Raw genomic sequence first — 14697 nt, forward strand, 5'->3', positions numbered from 1 at the left:
GCTCGCTCATCAACCTGGTTGATGCAAGCACCAAAGTGCCCAGTTTTGATGATGTTCGCGGAATTTCGCCGTGGTCACTGCCGCTTTGGATTCGATAATTGATGAGGATCCCCAACGTGCTTGAAGCTTACCGCCAACATGTCGAGGAACGCGCTCTTGAGGGCGTGCCGCCGAAGCCGCTGAATGCCGAAATGACAGCCGATCTGGTCGAGCTGCTCAAGAATCCGCCGGCTGGCGAAGAAGAATTTCTCCTCGAGTTGATTACTGACCGCGTTCCTCCCGGTGTCGATGAAGCCGCCTATGTCAAGGCCGGCTTCCTGACCGCCGTCGCCAAGGGCGAGGCGCAGTCGCCGCTGATCGACAAGGTACATGCGGTCAAGCTGTTGGGCACCATGCAGGGCGGCTACAACATCGCCACTCTGGTCGAACTGCTCGACGACGAGACCCTCGCCAAGGAGGCCGGTGAGCAACTCAAGCATACCCTGCTGATGTTCGACGCCTTCCACGACGTCGCCGAGCGTGCCAAGACCGGCAATGCCGTAGCCAAGGATGTCCTGCACTCCTGGGCCGAAGCCGAGTGGTTCCTGGCCAAGCCCGCCATCGCCGAAAAGATTACTCTTAGCGTCTTCAAGGTTCCCGGCGAAACCAACACCGACGATCTTTCCCCGGCGCCTGACGCCTGGTCACGTCCGGACATTCCGCTGCATGCCAACGCCATGCTCAAGAATCCGCGTGAAGGCATCGAGCCGGTCGAGCCGGGCACCAAGGGCCCGCTGCCCCAGATCGACGCCGTGAAAGCCAAGGGCTTCCCGGTCGCCTATGTCGGCGATGTGGTCGGTACCGGCTCCTCGCGCAAGTCCGCCACCAACTCGGTGCTGTGGTTCTTCGGCGACGACATTCCCTACGTGCCCAACAAGCGTGCCGGCGGTTACTGCTTCGGCGGCAAGATCGCGCCGATCTTCTTCAATACCATGGAAGATGCCGGCGCTCTGCCCATCGAGATGGATGTCGACAAGCTCGACATGGGCGATGTCATCGACGTCTATCCCTATGAAGGCAAGGTCACTCGTCACGATAGCGAAGAAGTCATCTCGACCTTCGAACTCAAGACCCGCGTGATTCTCGATGAGGTCCGCGCCGGCGGTCGTATTCCGCTGATCATCGGTCGCGGCCTGACCGAGAAGGCGCGTACCGAGCTGGGCCTGGGTCCGTCCGATGTCTTCAAGAAGCCGGAGCAGCCGGTCGATACCGGCAAGGGGTACACCCTGGCCCAGAAGATGGTCGGCAAGGCCTGCGGCATGGAAGGCGTGCGCCCGGGCATGTACTGCGAGCCGAAGATGACCACCGTCGGCTCCCAGGATACCACCGGTCCGATGACCCGCGACGAGCTCAAGGATCTCGCCTGCCTGGGCTTCCAGGCCGACCTGGTCATGCAGTCCTTCTGCCACACGGCGGCCTATCCCAAGCCGGTCGACGTGGAGATGCAGCACACCCTGCCCGACTTCATCATGAATCGTGGTGGCGTATCGCTGCGTCCCGGGGATGGCATCATCCACTCCTGGCTGAACCGCATGCTGCTGCCCGACACCGTGGGCACCGGCGGCGACTCGCATACCCGCTTCCCGCTGGGCATCTCCTTCCCGGCAGGCTCCGGTCTGGTCGCCTTTGCTGCCGCCACCGGCGTGATGCCGCTGGACATGCCGGAATCGGTGCTGGTGCGCTTCAAGGGCGAACGTCAGCCAGGCATCACTCTGCGCGACCTGGTCCACGCCATCCCGCTGTATGCCATCAAGCAGGGCCTGCTGACCGTGGAGAAATCCGGCAAGAAGAACATTTTCTCCGGACGCGTTCTTGAGATCGAAGGTCTCGAGGATCTCACCGCCGAACAGGCTTTCGAACTCTCCGACGCCTCTGCCGAGCGTAGCGCTGCGGGTTGTACCATCACCCTGTCCGAAGACAGCGTGTCGGAATATCTCAAGTCCAACATTACCCTGCTCAAGTGGATGATCAGCAACGGCTACGGCGACGTCCGTACCCTGGAGCGCCGCATTCAGGGCATGGAAGAGTGGCTGGCCAACCCGGAACTGATGCGCCCCGATCAGGACGCCGAATACGCCGCCGTCATCGAGATCGATCTGGCGGAGATCGATCAGCCGATTCTCTGCGCGCCGAACGACCCGGATGATGCCCGTCTGCTTTCCGATGTTGCCGGTCAGAGCATCGACGAAGTCTTCATCGGTTCGTGCATGACCAACATCGGTCACTTCCGCGCTGCGGGCAAACTGCTCGAAAAACAGCCGGCCGGTAGCCTCAAGACCCGCCTGTGGCTGGCACCGCCGACCAAGATGGATCAGCATCAACTGACCGAGGAAGGCTATTACGGTATCTATGGTCGTGCCGGAGCCCGCATGGAAATGCCCGGCTGCTCGCTGTGCATGGGTAACCAGGCACGCGTGGCACCGAAATCCACCGTGGTTTCCACTTCCACGCGGAACTTCCCCAACCGCCTGGGCGATGGCGCCAACGTGTTCCTGGCGTCCGCCGAGCTGGCGGCCATCGCAGCGGTGGAAGGCCGACTGCCGACCGTGGAGGAGTACAAGGGCTACATGAGCCAGTTCGATGCCATGGCCGGCGAGATCTACCGGTACATGAATTTCCATGAGATCGAAGAGTTCCAGAAAGCGGCCTCAAGCGTTATTCCGGTCGCACAGGAAGCCTGATCACTCGTCTCCAATGCTCGCGCAATAAAAGATAGAGTGTGCAGGTGAACGAAACGCCCCGCCCCGTGCGGGGCGTTTTTTTCTGTGTCGTGCACCTTCCATCTCGACCGGCTTGCGCAGGGTTCGTTCTCCGTCCTATGGTAGTGCTTGTCTCATCGCATATCGGGAGCCTGGCAGGAAGCCACCGCCCCCTCACGCTTTCACGCGAACCTTCATGTTCGCGGGGCGTCAACCTCCAAGGAGAGTTTCGTGAAACGCAAGATTCTGATGGCCTTTTCTCTGGCCGCGTCCCCGCTGTTCATTCATGCTCCCACTGCGCTAGCCGCTCCCTACAATGCCGATGGGCTCTATCTCGGCATCGGCACCGGCTTCAGTTCGCTGAAGAACGACAGTGACGAGGTGGGCGATTTCATCGAGTCGGGAAGCGAGGATTTCGATCTGGATGACGACGATAACGGCTGGAAAGCCTTCGTCGGCTATGAATTCAATCCCTATTTTGCGACCGAAGCCTTCTATGCCGATCTAGGCAAGGTAACCCTTGAAGGCAATGACTTCGCCAACAAGGACCTCGAATCCAGCGCGTATGGTCTCAACCTGGTCGGCAAGCTGCCCCTGACCCAGTGGTTCGAACTGTATGCCAAGGCAGGCTTGGCCAAGTGGGATACGGATATCGACGGCAGTCTCGGTGACATCGATGCAGATCTGGAAGACAACGATGGCATCGACCCGGTCTATGGCATCGGCGCACAGTTCAACATCACCTCGTTTCTCGTCCGCGCGGAGTACGAACGCTACGATTTCGACAGTGACTATCAGATCGACAGCTTCACGGCATCCGTCGGTTGGCAATTCTAGCGTTGCAGGAAGTCGGCGTTCGCCGTCCAGGCATGGCGAGACCGGCAAGGAAGCGGGCTTCCCGCAATCCTTGGCCATGCCTGGCAGCATCGAGCGACTGTGGCTAGCCGGGGCATCCGGCTCACGCCAATAGCCGAAGGGAGCATTCTCAGCGCTTCCGGTTGTGGCATGATCGAATCCCACCGTTCAAGGAGAGTCCCATGTCCCATATCGTCACGCCCGACATCTGCGATGCACACCCCGATGTCGAGGCGCTCGATCCTATCTTCGTCAATCTGGGGGGGCGCGAAGCCTTCTGCGGCCCGGTGCGCACCGTGAAATGCTTCGAGGACAACTCGAAGGTGAAGGAAGCCGTCGCTGAACCCGGTGAAGGTGCCGTACTGGTGGTGGACGCCGGGGGATCGCTGCGCTGCGCCATGCTCGGCGACATGCTTGCCGCCCAGGCGGCCGACAATGGCTGGTCTGGCGTGATCATGTATGGCTGCGTACGGGATGTCGATGTCCTGGCCGAAACCGAGCTTGGCGTCCAGGCCCTCGGTACCCACCCGCGCAAGAGCGAGAAACGCGGCGAAGGCCAGCGCGATATCGAAGTCACATTCGCCGGCGTCACCTTTGTACCGGGGCAATGGGTCTATGCCGACAACAACGGTATTCTGGTCGCCAGGGAACGTCTGCCTCTCGAGCACTAGGCTATATACGAAAAGTCGGCGAGCGATGGTCAGGCAAGACAAAAAGCAGCGAAAAGGCGGAGTTTACGAGAGGTAAATGAGCACTTTGAGCTGATTTTTAATGCCGTATGGCCCGTGTGTAGGCAGTTTTCGTACAACGCCCAAGAGCGCTTTCTCTGCCTGCCAGGTCGCTTCTTCCTCCCTGCATGATGCATGGCCGGCCTGCGCTTCGACGCAGGCCTTTTTCATGGCAATGATACCACGCAGAACTCATCGCACTGTCGCCAGAAAACATCGCACTGCCGCCAGAAAACATCGCCATGTGTTGTCACACTATCGACACAATGAGACGCTACCGATAAACCTCTGCTGACAGGTAGCCATGATTGCATCCCGCTCGCTTCTCGCCGATATCCTTTCCCAATTGCGGGCTCATGCACGATCACTGCTGATCTTCCACCTCTTCTTCACCCTGCTGGCGACGGCGATATGGGTGCCCTTCTCGGCCTGGACGCTGGCCAAGTTGCTCCGTCATATCGGCCGCCCCATACTCAGCAACGGGCAGATACTCGAAGTGGCTTTATCCCCTGCCGGACTGGCATGGTTGATCGTCGCCGTCAGTTTCAGCTTCTTGATCATCTTTCTGCAACAGGCGGGAATGATGCTGACGCTGGCCAACTCGGCGGGGGGACGCTACCGCATGGCAATCAGTGCCATGATCCAGGTGATTCGACGCTTCGTTCCTCTGACCGCCCTGACCTTCATTCAGGTCAGTGGACATTTCCTGCTGACGATTCCCATTGTGCTGATACTCAGCCAAGCCTATGACGTCCTGCTCGGCAGCCAGGAGCTGTATGCCTTGGTGCACCTGAAGCCGCCGGCTTTCTGGGGTTTCCTGAGCGTGGCCGTGCCTTTCCTCACTCTGGCGGTACTGCTGAATGCCTGGCTCTACTTTCGCTGGTTTCTGGCCCTGCCGGCCATGATGTTCGAGGGGCTCGGCCCGATTGCCGCCTTGAAGCACAGCCGGGAATTGACCCGCGGAAGACGGCGCCGCATCGCCCCCCTCGTTGTCGGCGTCGCCCTCTGCGTGGCGATGCTTCCGGTGGCATTCACCTTCATCTTCGATGCCGTGGGCGAGCCACTGCTGAGCCGCCTGCCCGATCATGTCAGTGTCCTGGTACCCGCCATGGTCGTCTATCTCGCCCTCTACATCGTCTCGACACTGGCCATCACCTTCCTCGGTATTGCCGCCAACAGCCTGTTGGTCATCAATCTGTTCCATCGGCTCAGCGGCATCACGCCCGATTTTCACGCACCGCCGGCATCGCAGCGCTCGGGATTGCTGGCGTGGGGAGCCGAACTGCTGTTGCTGCTGTTCGCCGTCACTCAGGCAGCGCTGGTGCTCGGCGGCTTCGAGCTACGTGACGATGTGACCGTTACGGCGCATCGCGGCAGTTCCATGAAGGCACCTGAAAACACCCTGGCAGCCATCGAGCAGGCCATAGCCGATGGAGCCGATTACATCGAAATGGATGTGCGCTTGCTGAAGGACGGTAATATCGTGCTGTCCCACGACCGCAATCTGCGGCGTCTTACCGGTTTCGATCAGGACCTGCGCGAACTGACGCTTGATGAAGTGAGGGAGACCGATGTCGGCAGCTGGTTCGGCGATGCCTTCATCGGCGAGCGTCTCGCCACCTTCGAAGAAGCCATCGAACTCAGCCAAGGACGCGTCGACCTCTATGTGGAACTCAAGCCCGACCAGGGCGAAACCACCCGCCTCGCGGAAGCGGTCATCGCCCGGCTGCGTCAGCACGACATTCTCGACAGCTCGGTGATTGCCTCACTCGATCCCGCCGTGATCAACGAAGTGGAACGACTGGCTCCGGAAGTGCGCACGACGCTCTTCCTGCAGTTCCTGCTGCCCGGAGCCCTTTTCACTACCGATGCCGACATCATCGGCCTGCGTCATACCCAGGCGACACCGGACACCGTGCGCGATGTCCATCGAAGTGGCCGTGAACTGCATGTCTGGACGGTCAACGATACAGGCGCCATGTCACGTTATGTCGACATGGGCGTCGACAATATCATCACCGACCGTCCCGATGCCTTGGCGGACCTCCTCGACGAGCGTCAGTCACTGACGGACGGTGAGCTGCTGCTCGTCAAGCTGCGCAATTGGCTGCGCAACTGAGCCCGGCTATCGTTAAGCGCGATGAAGCAAAAAAAAAGCCCCCGGACAAGCCGGGGGCGTAGGCGTGGTAAGCCGGCAGGGCTCAGCTGGACGGCGACTCTCCCGCCAGCATGAACCAGGTTTCCAGCACCGCGTCCGGATTCAGGGAAACGGAGTCGATGCCCTGCTCCATGAGCCACTTGGCCAGCTCCGGATGATCCGAAGGCCCTTGTCCGCAGATCCCGACGTACTTGCCCTGCACCTTGCATGCAGCGATGGCCATGGCCAGCAGCTTCTTGACCGCCGGGTTTCGCTCATCGAACAGGTGCGCGACGATGCCGGAATCGCGATCCAGCCCCAGGGTCAGCTGCGTGAGGTCGTTGGAGCCGATCGAGAAGCCGTCGAAATATTCGAGAAACTCTTCCGCCAACAACGCATTGGCCGGGAGCTCGCACATCATGATGATCTTGAGCCCGTTGTCGCCGCGCTTGAGACCGTTGGCAGCCATTAGCTCGACCACTTCGCGCCCCTCGTCAGGAGTCCGCACGAACGGCACCATGACCTCGACGTTGTCGAGCCCCATCTCGTCACGGACCCGCTTGAGCGCCTGACACTCCAGCTCGAAGCATGGGCGGAACGACTCGGAGATATAGCGTGATGCCCCACGGAAGCCAAGCATCGGATTCTCTTCGCCCGGCTCGTAGAGCTTGCCGCCGATCAGGTTCTCGTACTCGTTGGACTTGAAATCCGAGAGCCGCACGATGACCCGCTTGGGATAGAAGGATGCCGCCAGCGTCGAGATACCTTCCACCAGGCGATCGACATAGAAACTCACCGGATCGGCATAGCCGGCCGTGCGCACATCGATGATCTGCTTCAGATCGGCCGGTAGCGTGGCGTATTCCAGCAGCGCCTTGGGGTGTACGCCGATCATGCGATTGATGATGAACTCCAGACGGGCCAGACCGACACCGGCGTTCGGCAGGCTGGCGAAGCCAAAGGCGCGGTCGGGATTGCCGACGTTCATCATGATCTTGAAGGGAATCTCCGGCATCGTGTCGACACTGGAGGTCTGGCACTCGAAATCCAGCAGTCCGGCATAGACATGACCGGCGTCGCCCTCGGCGCAGGACACCGTCACCTCGCGGCCCTCCTCCAATGCCTGAGTGGCATCGGTACAGCCCACCACGGCGGGAATCCCCAATTCGCGCGCGATGATCGCAGCGTGGCAGGTGCGTCCCCCCCGGTTGGTGACGATGGCCGAGGCGCGTTTCATGACCGGCTCCCAGTCGGGGTCCGTCATGTCGGTGACCAGAACATCCCCCGGCTGGATCTTGTCCATCTCGTCGGGGCTCATGATCACCTTGACGGCTCCCTGACCGATACGCTGGCCGATGGCGCGTCCGGTGACCAGCAGCCGCCCCTTCTCCTTGAGCTGGAAGCGCTCCAGCACACCGCCTTCAACGTTCGATACCACCGTCTCGGGACGCGCCTGCACGATGTAAAGCCGACCGTCATCGCCATCGCGGGCCCACTCGATATCCATGGGACGCCCGTAGTGCTGTTCGATGATCACCGCCTGGCGCGCCAGGGCCATGACATCCTCATCGGACAGACAAAAGCGTGAGCGATCCGCCAGGGGCACATCCACCGTCGCCACGGAGCGTCCGGCGGAGGCGTCATCGGTATAGACCATCTTGATCAGCTTGGAACCCAGCGTGCGGCGCAGTACCGCGGGCTTGCCCGCCGCCAGGGTCGGCTTGTGCACGTAGAACTCGTCAGGGTTGACCGCCCCTTGCACCACCGTTTCGCCCAGCCCCCAGGAGCCGGTGACGAAGACCGCATCGCGGTAGCCGGATTCCGTGTCCAGGGTGAACATCACGCCGCTGGACGCCGTCTCGGAGCGCACCATCTTCTGAACGCCGGCGGACAGCGCCACCTGAGCATGGTCGTAACCGCGATGCACGCGATAGGAGATGGCACGGTCGTTGAACAACGAAGCGAAGACTTCATGTACCGCGCGCTTGATGTTGTCGAAGCCATCGATGTTCAGGAAGGTTTCCTGCTGCCCGGCGAAAGAGGCATCGGGCAGATCCTCGGCGGTTGCCGAGGAACGTACCGCCACCTTGAGATTGGGGTGCTTGACCTGGAGCTGACCGTAGGCATCACGCAGCGCATTCTCGAACTCGGGAGGCAGCGGCGTCTCGATGACCCAGCGGCGAATGCGCTCCCCGGTGGCCACCAGGGCGTGAACGTCATCGGCATCCAGTGCATCGAGCTCGGCATTGATCCGTTCATTGAGCCCTTCGTGGGCAAGAAACTGACGATAGGCATATGCGGTCGTGGCAAAGCCACCCGGTACCGTAACGCCGGCATCGGCCAGGTTGGAAATCATCTCGCCAAGCGAGGCGTTCTTGCCACCGACGCGGTCGACGTCGCCCATACCGAGCTGGTCGAACCAGACAATGTACTGTTCCAAGAAGACCCCCTATCAGGCTCATTAAGGTAACAAGGTGCATCCATGCTCGCAGTACGGCCCGGTGACAGGCTCGCTGCGTCACGTATGGTGAGTGCCTTCACCCTAACAGCCACCCCGGGTATTCGCCATTGGTCTAATAGCGAAGGGGTTGGAGTATTTTTACAACAAATGGTCGTTTTCCTCCGCTTGTGTAGTGAGACGCGACCCTGCATTGCCTGACCCGCCCACAACACCGACAATGAGATGTCAGCCATTCCCAAGCGAGAGTTCGATGACCCGCACCGCCTTCTTCATTTCCGATGGTACCGGCATCACCGCCGAAACGCTGGGCCGCAGTCTGCTGGCTCAGTTCGAGAACATCGATCTCCAATTGATCACCAAACCCTACATCGACACTCCCGACAAGGCACGCTCCCTGGTGGCCATCATCGAGTCGACTGCCGTACGCGATGGTGCGAGACCGATCATCATCGACACGATCCTCGACCAGTCGATTCGCGACATCATCTCGCAGTCGCCGGGCTTCAAGGTCGACATCTTCTCGACCTTCCTCGCCCCGCTGGAGGAAGAACTCGGCGCCCACTCCTCCTACACCGTGGGCCGCACCCACGCCATCGGTCACGACGATGTCTACATGCACCGCATCGAGTCGGTCAACTTCGCTCTCGATAATGACGATGGTGCGCGGACCCACCAGTACGACAAGGCGGACATCATCCTGGTCGGGGTGTCCCGCTGCGGCAAGACGCCCACGTCGCTGTATCTGGCACTGCAGTTCGGTGTGCGAGCCGCCAACTACCCTCTCACCGAAGACGACCAGGACGAGAACGGCACGCTGAAGATGCCCGCATCTCTGGCCCCCTATCGGCACAAGCTGTTCGGGTTGACCATCGATCCGCGCCGGCTTGCCGCGATACGTACCGAGAGGCGACCCAATAGCCGCTACTGCTCTCTGGATCAGTGCATGCTGGAAGTGCAGCAGGCCGAGGCGCTCTATCGGCGCGCGCATATTCCCTATATCGATACGACACGTTTCTCGATCGAGGAGATATCCACGCGCATGATCGCCGAGACCGGCCTGCAACGGCGCTTCGGCTCGCGCTGATCGTCTTGTGCCGTCGGAGGATAGCGACACAAGCAAGACGGGAGTCGCGGCTCAGGTAAAGTCCACCAGCATCGCGTCGGCAATGCGGCGTGCCGTGGCGTCATCGACCAGACGGCGCACCAGGTGCAGCGCAAAGGTCAGGGCCGTACCCGGTCCCTGACTGGTAATCAGCCGGCCGTCCTCCACCACGGCCATGTGGGCCAAGCGCCCGCCGGCATCCTCGAGAGGCGTCTGGAAAGCCGGAAAGCCTGTCACCGCCCGCTCCCGAACCATGTCGTAAGCCGCCAGCACCACACCGGGCGCCGCGCAGATCGCGCCGATCCAGCGCCCCTCTTCCTGCTGGCGGGTCAGGAAGCCGCGCAGCGCCTGGCAGTCCCGCAAGCGCTCGGCTCCCGGCATGCCGCCCGGCAACACGATCAGATCGTAGACTTGATCCTCGCGCAGCGAGTTGAGCCTGACATCGGCCACCAAGCGACTGCCCCGCGCCAGCGTGACGGTCTCCTCGTCTTCTACCGAGGCCACGCAGACCTCGACTTCAGCGCGGCGAAGCACGTCGATCAGGGTCACGGTCTCGATATCTTCACTGCCATGAGCAATGGGCAACAGTACATGCGGCATCAGGTTCCTCCTCGCAGTGGACGCTCGACTCGTCAAGCGTAGTGGCCTGTCCTCGGCTACGTCAGCTTTCACGGCCCAGACCCGGCGCTGCCAGGATGTTCGCAAGATCGACGAGCGAAGGCAGACCGGGCTCGCACGGGCGGGTACCTAATGCAGCATGGCCAAGCGCAGGCGTTTTCGCACAGGCCTACAGCTCCGCCAGCGGATGCTCATCGGAACTCCACAAGGGCAAGAAGAAGCCATCGATGTATGAGGCCGTGACACTGGCAACGTCGGGATAGGCCCAGTGGGGTGCCTTGTCCTTGTCGATCAGCAGTGCCCGCACCCCTTCGGCAAGTTCGGTGTGCCGACAACACTGTACCGACAGATTGAGCTCGTCGCGAAAAGCGCAGGCCAGCCGACTGTGACGGTGACGCTTTTGCATGTGCCACACCAGATGTGCCGTCGTGGGGCAGCCTGCAGCGAGACGCTCCCGGTTGGCGGTCAACCAGGCATCGTCACGGGTATCGGCAAGAATACGCCTGACCACCGTGGCCACGTCACTGCCATCGGTCAGTGCCTGCAACACATCGATGCGCGGCATGACCTGCCCCTCGGGCATGGCCTCACGCGCCTCGAATTCCGCCAGCACATGGCGCACCTTGGCCTCCGGATGACGCAGGTCGGCCTCCTCCAGGGCACTGAGCACGGCATTGCGCCGCTCGCCGGGTATCAATCTGTCCGCCAGCCCCAGCGCGATGGCGTCGCGCCCGTTGAACTGGGCGCCGGTCAGCCCCAAGTATAAGCCTATCCCCGTGGGCATGCGGCTCAGAAACCAGCTGGCCCCGACGTCGGGGTACAGCCCGATGCTGATCTCCGGCATGGCCATTCGCGTGGTCTCGGTCGCGATCCGCTGATTGCCGCCTGCCATCAATCCCAGGCCACCTCCCATGACGATGCCATCGCCCCAGACGATCAGGGGCTTGGGGTAGCAGTGAAGATAGTGATCAAGCTGATACTCGGCGGTGAAGTAAGTCTCGGCAAAGGCGCTTTCCCCTCCACTGTACTCGGTCATGGCCCGATACAGGGAAACGATGTCCCCTCCGGCACAGAACGCCTTGTCGCCAGCGCCTTCAAGCCATACGCAGGCAATCGAGCGATCGGCCGCCCATGCCTCCAGTCTGGCGTGCAACGTCTGGATCATCTCCAGCGACAGTGCGTTGAGCGAGCGCGGCGCATTGAGCGTCGCCACGCCGATATATCCGCCTTCCCGAGCGGGCAGTTCATCGAACAGCACCGGTAGTGTGCTCATTACAGCTCCCGTCTTCATTGTCCGTGCAAGAGAAGATACTGCCTTGCTCCGTCCTGCCTTGCTATTGAACTTAGTTCCTGTCCCAGCAAGCCGACAAGCGAAGAAACGTTGGCCGATCAAACAGTCGGGTACCGGGAAACGGCATCCGACGAAATTCATCGAATGCCGTTTATGCCTGGCGCCATTTTCAGCGATTCAGCTCTCGAGCATCGTATGGACGATGTGTCTGACGCGCGCGATGCCGCCGGCCAGGGCGGCATCGACCTCGGCTTCCGCTATTTCGCGCTCGACGACACCGGCAGCCGGATTGATCACCAGGGCCAGACAGGCATAGGGGATCTCGAGTTCACGTGCCAGCACGGCTTCGGGCATGCCCGTCATGCCTACCAGCGTGCAGCCGTCCCGAGCCATGCAGACGATTTCGGCCACGGTTTCCAGGCGCGGCCCCTGCGTGCAGCCATACACGCCTCTTTCGTGCAGGGATTCGCCGGCCCGCTGCGCTGCTTCACGAATGGTCTCGCGCAGCGACGCCGTATAGGGCCAGGAAAAATCGACGTGCCTGAACGGCTTGTAGCGTCCATCGAAGTAGGTCGACTCACGCCCCACCGTGTAATCGACCAATTGATCAGGCAGCACCAGCGATCCAAGGGCCAGCGCCGGATCGATACCGCCTACCGCGGTGACACCGACGATACGTGTCGCTCCGGCATTCTTCAGTGCCCAGAGGTTGGCTCGGTAGTTGATCCGATGCGGCGGCAGCTTATGGGTATGCCCGTGACGCGACAGGAACAGCAGCTCCTGATCGCCGATCGCACCGTGCACGACACCCGCCGACGCAGCGCCCAGCGGCGTCTCCGACGAGTGACGCCTGATGACTTCCAGTCCCTCCATTTCGGTCAAGCCGGTACCGCCAATGATTGCCAGCATGGCGTTCTCCCGCCTTACAACCCCTTTGGAGCGAAGATCCCCGGCGCATTACGCCAGTAGCCCTTGTAATCCATACCGAAACCGAACACGTAGCGATCGGCGACTTCCAGACTACAATAGTCGGCCTTGAGGCCGGGCACCGCCTTGCGATCATGACGCTTGTCGACCAGTACCGCCGTCGAGATGCTAGCCGCACCGGCGTCTCGGCAGTATTCGAGGATCGCCGCCAGTGTCGCACCCTCGTCGAGAATGTCATCGACGATGACCACATGCCGGTTCGCCATGGGAATCTCGGGCGATACCCGCCAGAACAGTTCTCCGCCACGCAGGCCACCGCGGTAGCGGGTCGCGTGCAGGTAATCGACTTCAAGAGGGAACCCCAGACGCGTCAGAAGATGCCCGGTCGTGATCAGGCCGCCATTCATGACGCAATAGAATACCGGCATCTTGTCACCCAGATTGGCGGTGATGGATTGCGCCATCCGATCGAGAGCGGTCTCGACTTCCTCCTGGGAGATCAAACAGTCGGCGTGGGCCATGACATCACGCATGGTGGCCAGGGATTCATGGCAAACGGGAGAAGCTTGTGTAGTCATCGGACTCTTGGTTTATCACGGCTGGAGCGGGTGCCACGATGATGTGGCCCCGGGATGATGAAAGCGGCTAGCGACCCATGGCAGCGTCAGCGGCACCCTAGCGTCTTGTCGTTCGAGGATCAACGCCCGGCGATCGGGGCGCCTACCGGGCTATTCGGGCATTTCCTCGGACATGGCCAGCAGGCGCGCATGGGTCCGGCGCCAGCGGGTCAGGGCCGGCAGCGTCTCCAGGCCCGGCCGGGCCCGTGCATAGCGCAGCTTGCCCAGGCGTCGGGAGTGGCGATCCGAGCAGGCCTCGACCACTTCCAGCGCCGCCTGGCGGTCGTTGCACACCAGAACCATGTCGCATCCTGCCGTCAGAGCCGCCAGGGCCCGCTCGGCGGGACCACCCGCGACATGAGCGCCGGCCATCGACAGATCGTCGGAAAATATCACGCCCTTGAAGGCCAATTCCTCACGCAGCATACCCAGCCAGCTCGGTGAAAAGCCGGCCGGTCGCCGATCGAAGGCGGAAAAGACCACATGCGCCGGCATGATCCCGTCCAGGCGTGACGCCAGTGCCACAAAAGGCACCAGATCGCGCACACGTAACTCGTCAAGCGGGCGCGGATCTTCCGGCAGTGCCAGATGCGAGTCGACACCGACACCGCCATGGCCCGGGAAATGCTTGCCAACGGCCACCATCCCCGCCTCATGCAACCCATCGACGAAGGCGCCTGCCAGAGCGCTGACCGCCTGCGGATCGGGCGCGAAACTGCGGTTGCCGATGGCAGGCGAGGCATGATCATCGATGTCGAGTACCGGCGCGAACGACAGATCCAGCCCGCACGCCGCCATTTCCATGCCAAGAAGCCATCCCGCGTCCTGGGTCAAGGAGAGAGCCTCCTCCGGCGCTGCCTGATAAAGCGCTCCGAAATGTGCCGCTGGCGGCAAGCGGGTCACCCCTTCGCGCAGACGCTGCACTCGCCCTCCTTCCTGATCGATCGCCAGCAGAATGTCAGGGCGAATCTCGCGTATGGCCCGGCTGAGTGCCTGTACCTGCTCCGCGCTCTGCGTGTTGCGGGCAAACAGGATGACGCCGCCGACTTCGGGACGCGCCAGTAGCTGCCGCTCTTCCTGCGTCAAGGTAATGCCTTCCAGATCCAGCATTACCGGCCCGAGAGGTTGGGTCATCGTCACGTTCCTGGAATATGAAAAAAGAATTCTAATCGAGCCGTCCGGACCATAACAGAGGATCGGGGTCCATGGCATTTCGTCCTGGC

General features: G+C 61.5%; 11 protein-coding genes. 5 read left to right on the forward strand and 6 right to left on the reverse strand.

The features are described 5' to 3' along the window. Nucleotides 1-116 precede the first annotated feature (116 nt). From acnB to ACYQ12_RS11340, 4 genes are all read left to right on the forward strand, one after another. Nucleotides 117-2720, forward strand: coding sequence for a bifunctional aconitate hydratase 2/2-methylisocitrate dehydratase (gene acnB, locus ACYQ12_RS11325; protein WP_459871620.1), 2604 nt, complete (start codon nt 117-119; stop codon nt 2718-2720). 249 nt (nt 2721-2969) lie between these two features. Beyond that, nucleotides 2970-3575 (forward strand): porin family protein, encoded by a 606-nt coding sequence (locus ACYQ12_RS11330; RefSeq protein WP_459871623.1) that lies wholly within the window; start codon nt 2970-2972, stop codon nt 3573-3575. A 200-nt stretch (nt 3576-3775) separates the two neighbouring features. Continuing rightward, nucleotides 3776-4264, forward strand: a complete 489-nt coding sequence (gene rraA, locus ACYQ12_RS11335; RefSeq protein WP_459871625.1) for a ribonuclease E activity regulator RraA — start codon at nt 3776-3778, stop codon at nt 4262-4264. 361 nt (nt 4265-4625) lie between these two features. Continuing rightward, nucleotides 4626-6440: a glycerophosphodiester phosphodiesterase family protein gene (locus ACYQ12_RS11340; protein ID WP_459871628.1), complete on the forward strand. Its 1815-nt coding sequence runs from the start codon at nt 4626-4628 to the stop codon at nt 6438-6440. 82 nt (nt 6441-6522) lie between these two features. Here ACYQ12_RS11340 and ppsA read toward each other — a convergent pair whose 3' ends face one another. After that, nucleotides 6523-8898: a phosphoenolpyruvate synthase gene (gene ppsA, locus ACYQ12_RS11345; protein ID WP_459871631.1), complete on the reverse strand. Its 2376-nt coding sequence runs from the start codon at nt 8896-8898 to the stop codon at nt 6523-6525. A 271-nt stretch (nt 8899-9169) separates the two neighbouring features. On the opposite strand from ppsA, the gene ppsR reads away from it, so the two are divergent. After that, complete coding sequence (gene ppsR, locus ACYQ12_RS11350; RefSeq protein WP_459871633.1) at nt 9170-10003, forward strand: posphoenolpyruvate synthetase regulatory kinase/phosphorylase PpsR; 834 nt, start codon at nt 9170-9172, stop codon at nt 10001-10003. 51 nt (nt 10004-10054) lie between these two features. Here the strand turns inward: ppsR and ACYQ12_RS11355 are convergent, their stop codons facing one another. From ACYQ12_RS11355 to nagZ, 5 genes are all read right to left on the reverse strand, one after another. Then, a complete protein-coding gene (locus ACYQ12_RS11355; RefSeq protein ID WP_459871636.1) occupies nt 10055-10621 on the reverse strand; it encodes a DJ-1 family glyoxalase III in 567 nt (188 codons plus the stop codon). A 187-nt stretch (nt 10622-10808) separates the two neighbouring features. Then, nucleotides 10809-11912, reverse strand: a complete 1104-nt coding sequence (locus tag ACYQ12_RS11360) for an enoyl-CoA hydratase/isomerase family protein (RefSeq protein ID WP_459871639.1) — start codon at nt 11910-11912, stop codon at nt 10809-10811. A gap of 195 nt (nt 11913-12107) precedes the next feature. Then, entirely contained in the window at nt 12108-12839 is a 732-nt protein-coding gene (locus tag ACYQ12_RS11365; RefSeq protein ID WP_459871641.1) for an S-methyl-5'-thioinosine phosphorylase, read from the reverse strand. 14 nt (nt 12840-12853) lie between these two features. After that, on the reverse strand, nt 12854-13435 hold the full coding sequence (locus tag ACYQ12_RS11370) for a hypoxanthine-guanine phosphoribosyltransferase (protein ID WP_459871643.1): 582 nt from the start codon (nt 13433-13435) through the stop codon (nt 12854-12856). A 150-nt stretch (nt 13436-13585) separates the two neighbouring features. Beyond that, nucleotides 13586-14608 carry a beta-N-acetylhexosaminidase gene (gene nagZ, locus ACYQ12_RS11375; protein ID WP_459871645.1) on the reverse strand — a complete coding sequence of 341 codons (1023 nt, stop codon included), beginning with the start codon at nt 14606-14608 and terminating at the stop codon, nt 13586-13588. Nucleotides 14609-14697: the final 89 nt, after the last annotated feature.

The organism is Halomonas shantousis, assembly GCF_054654615.1.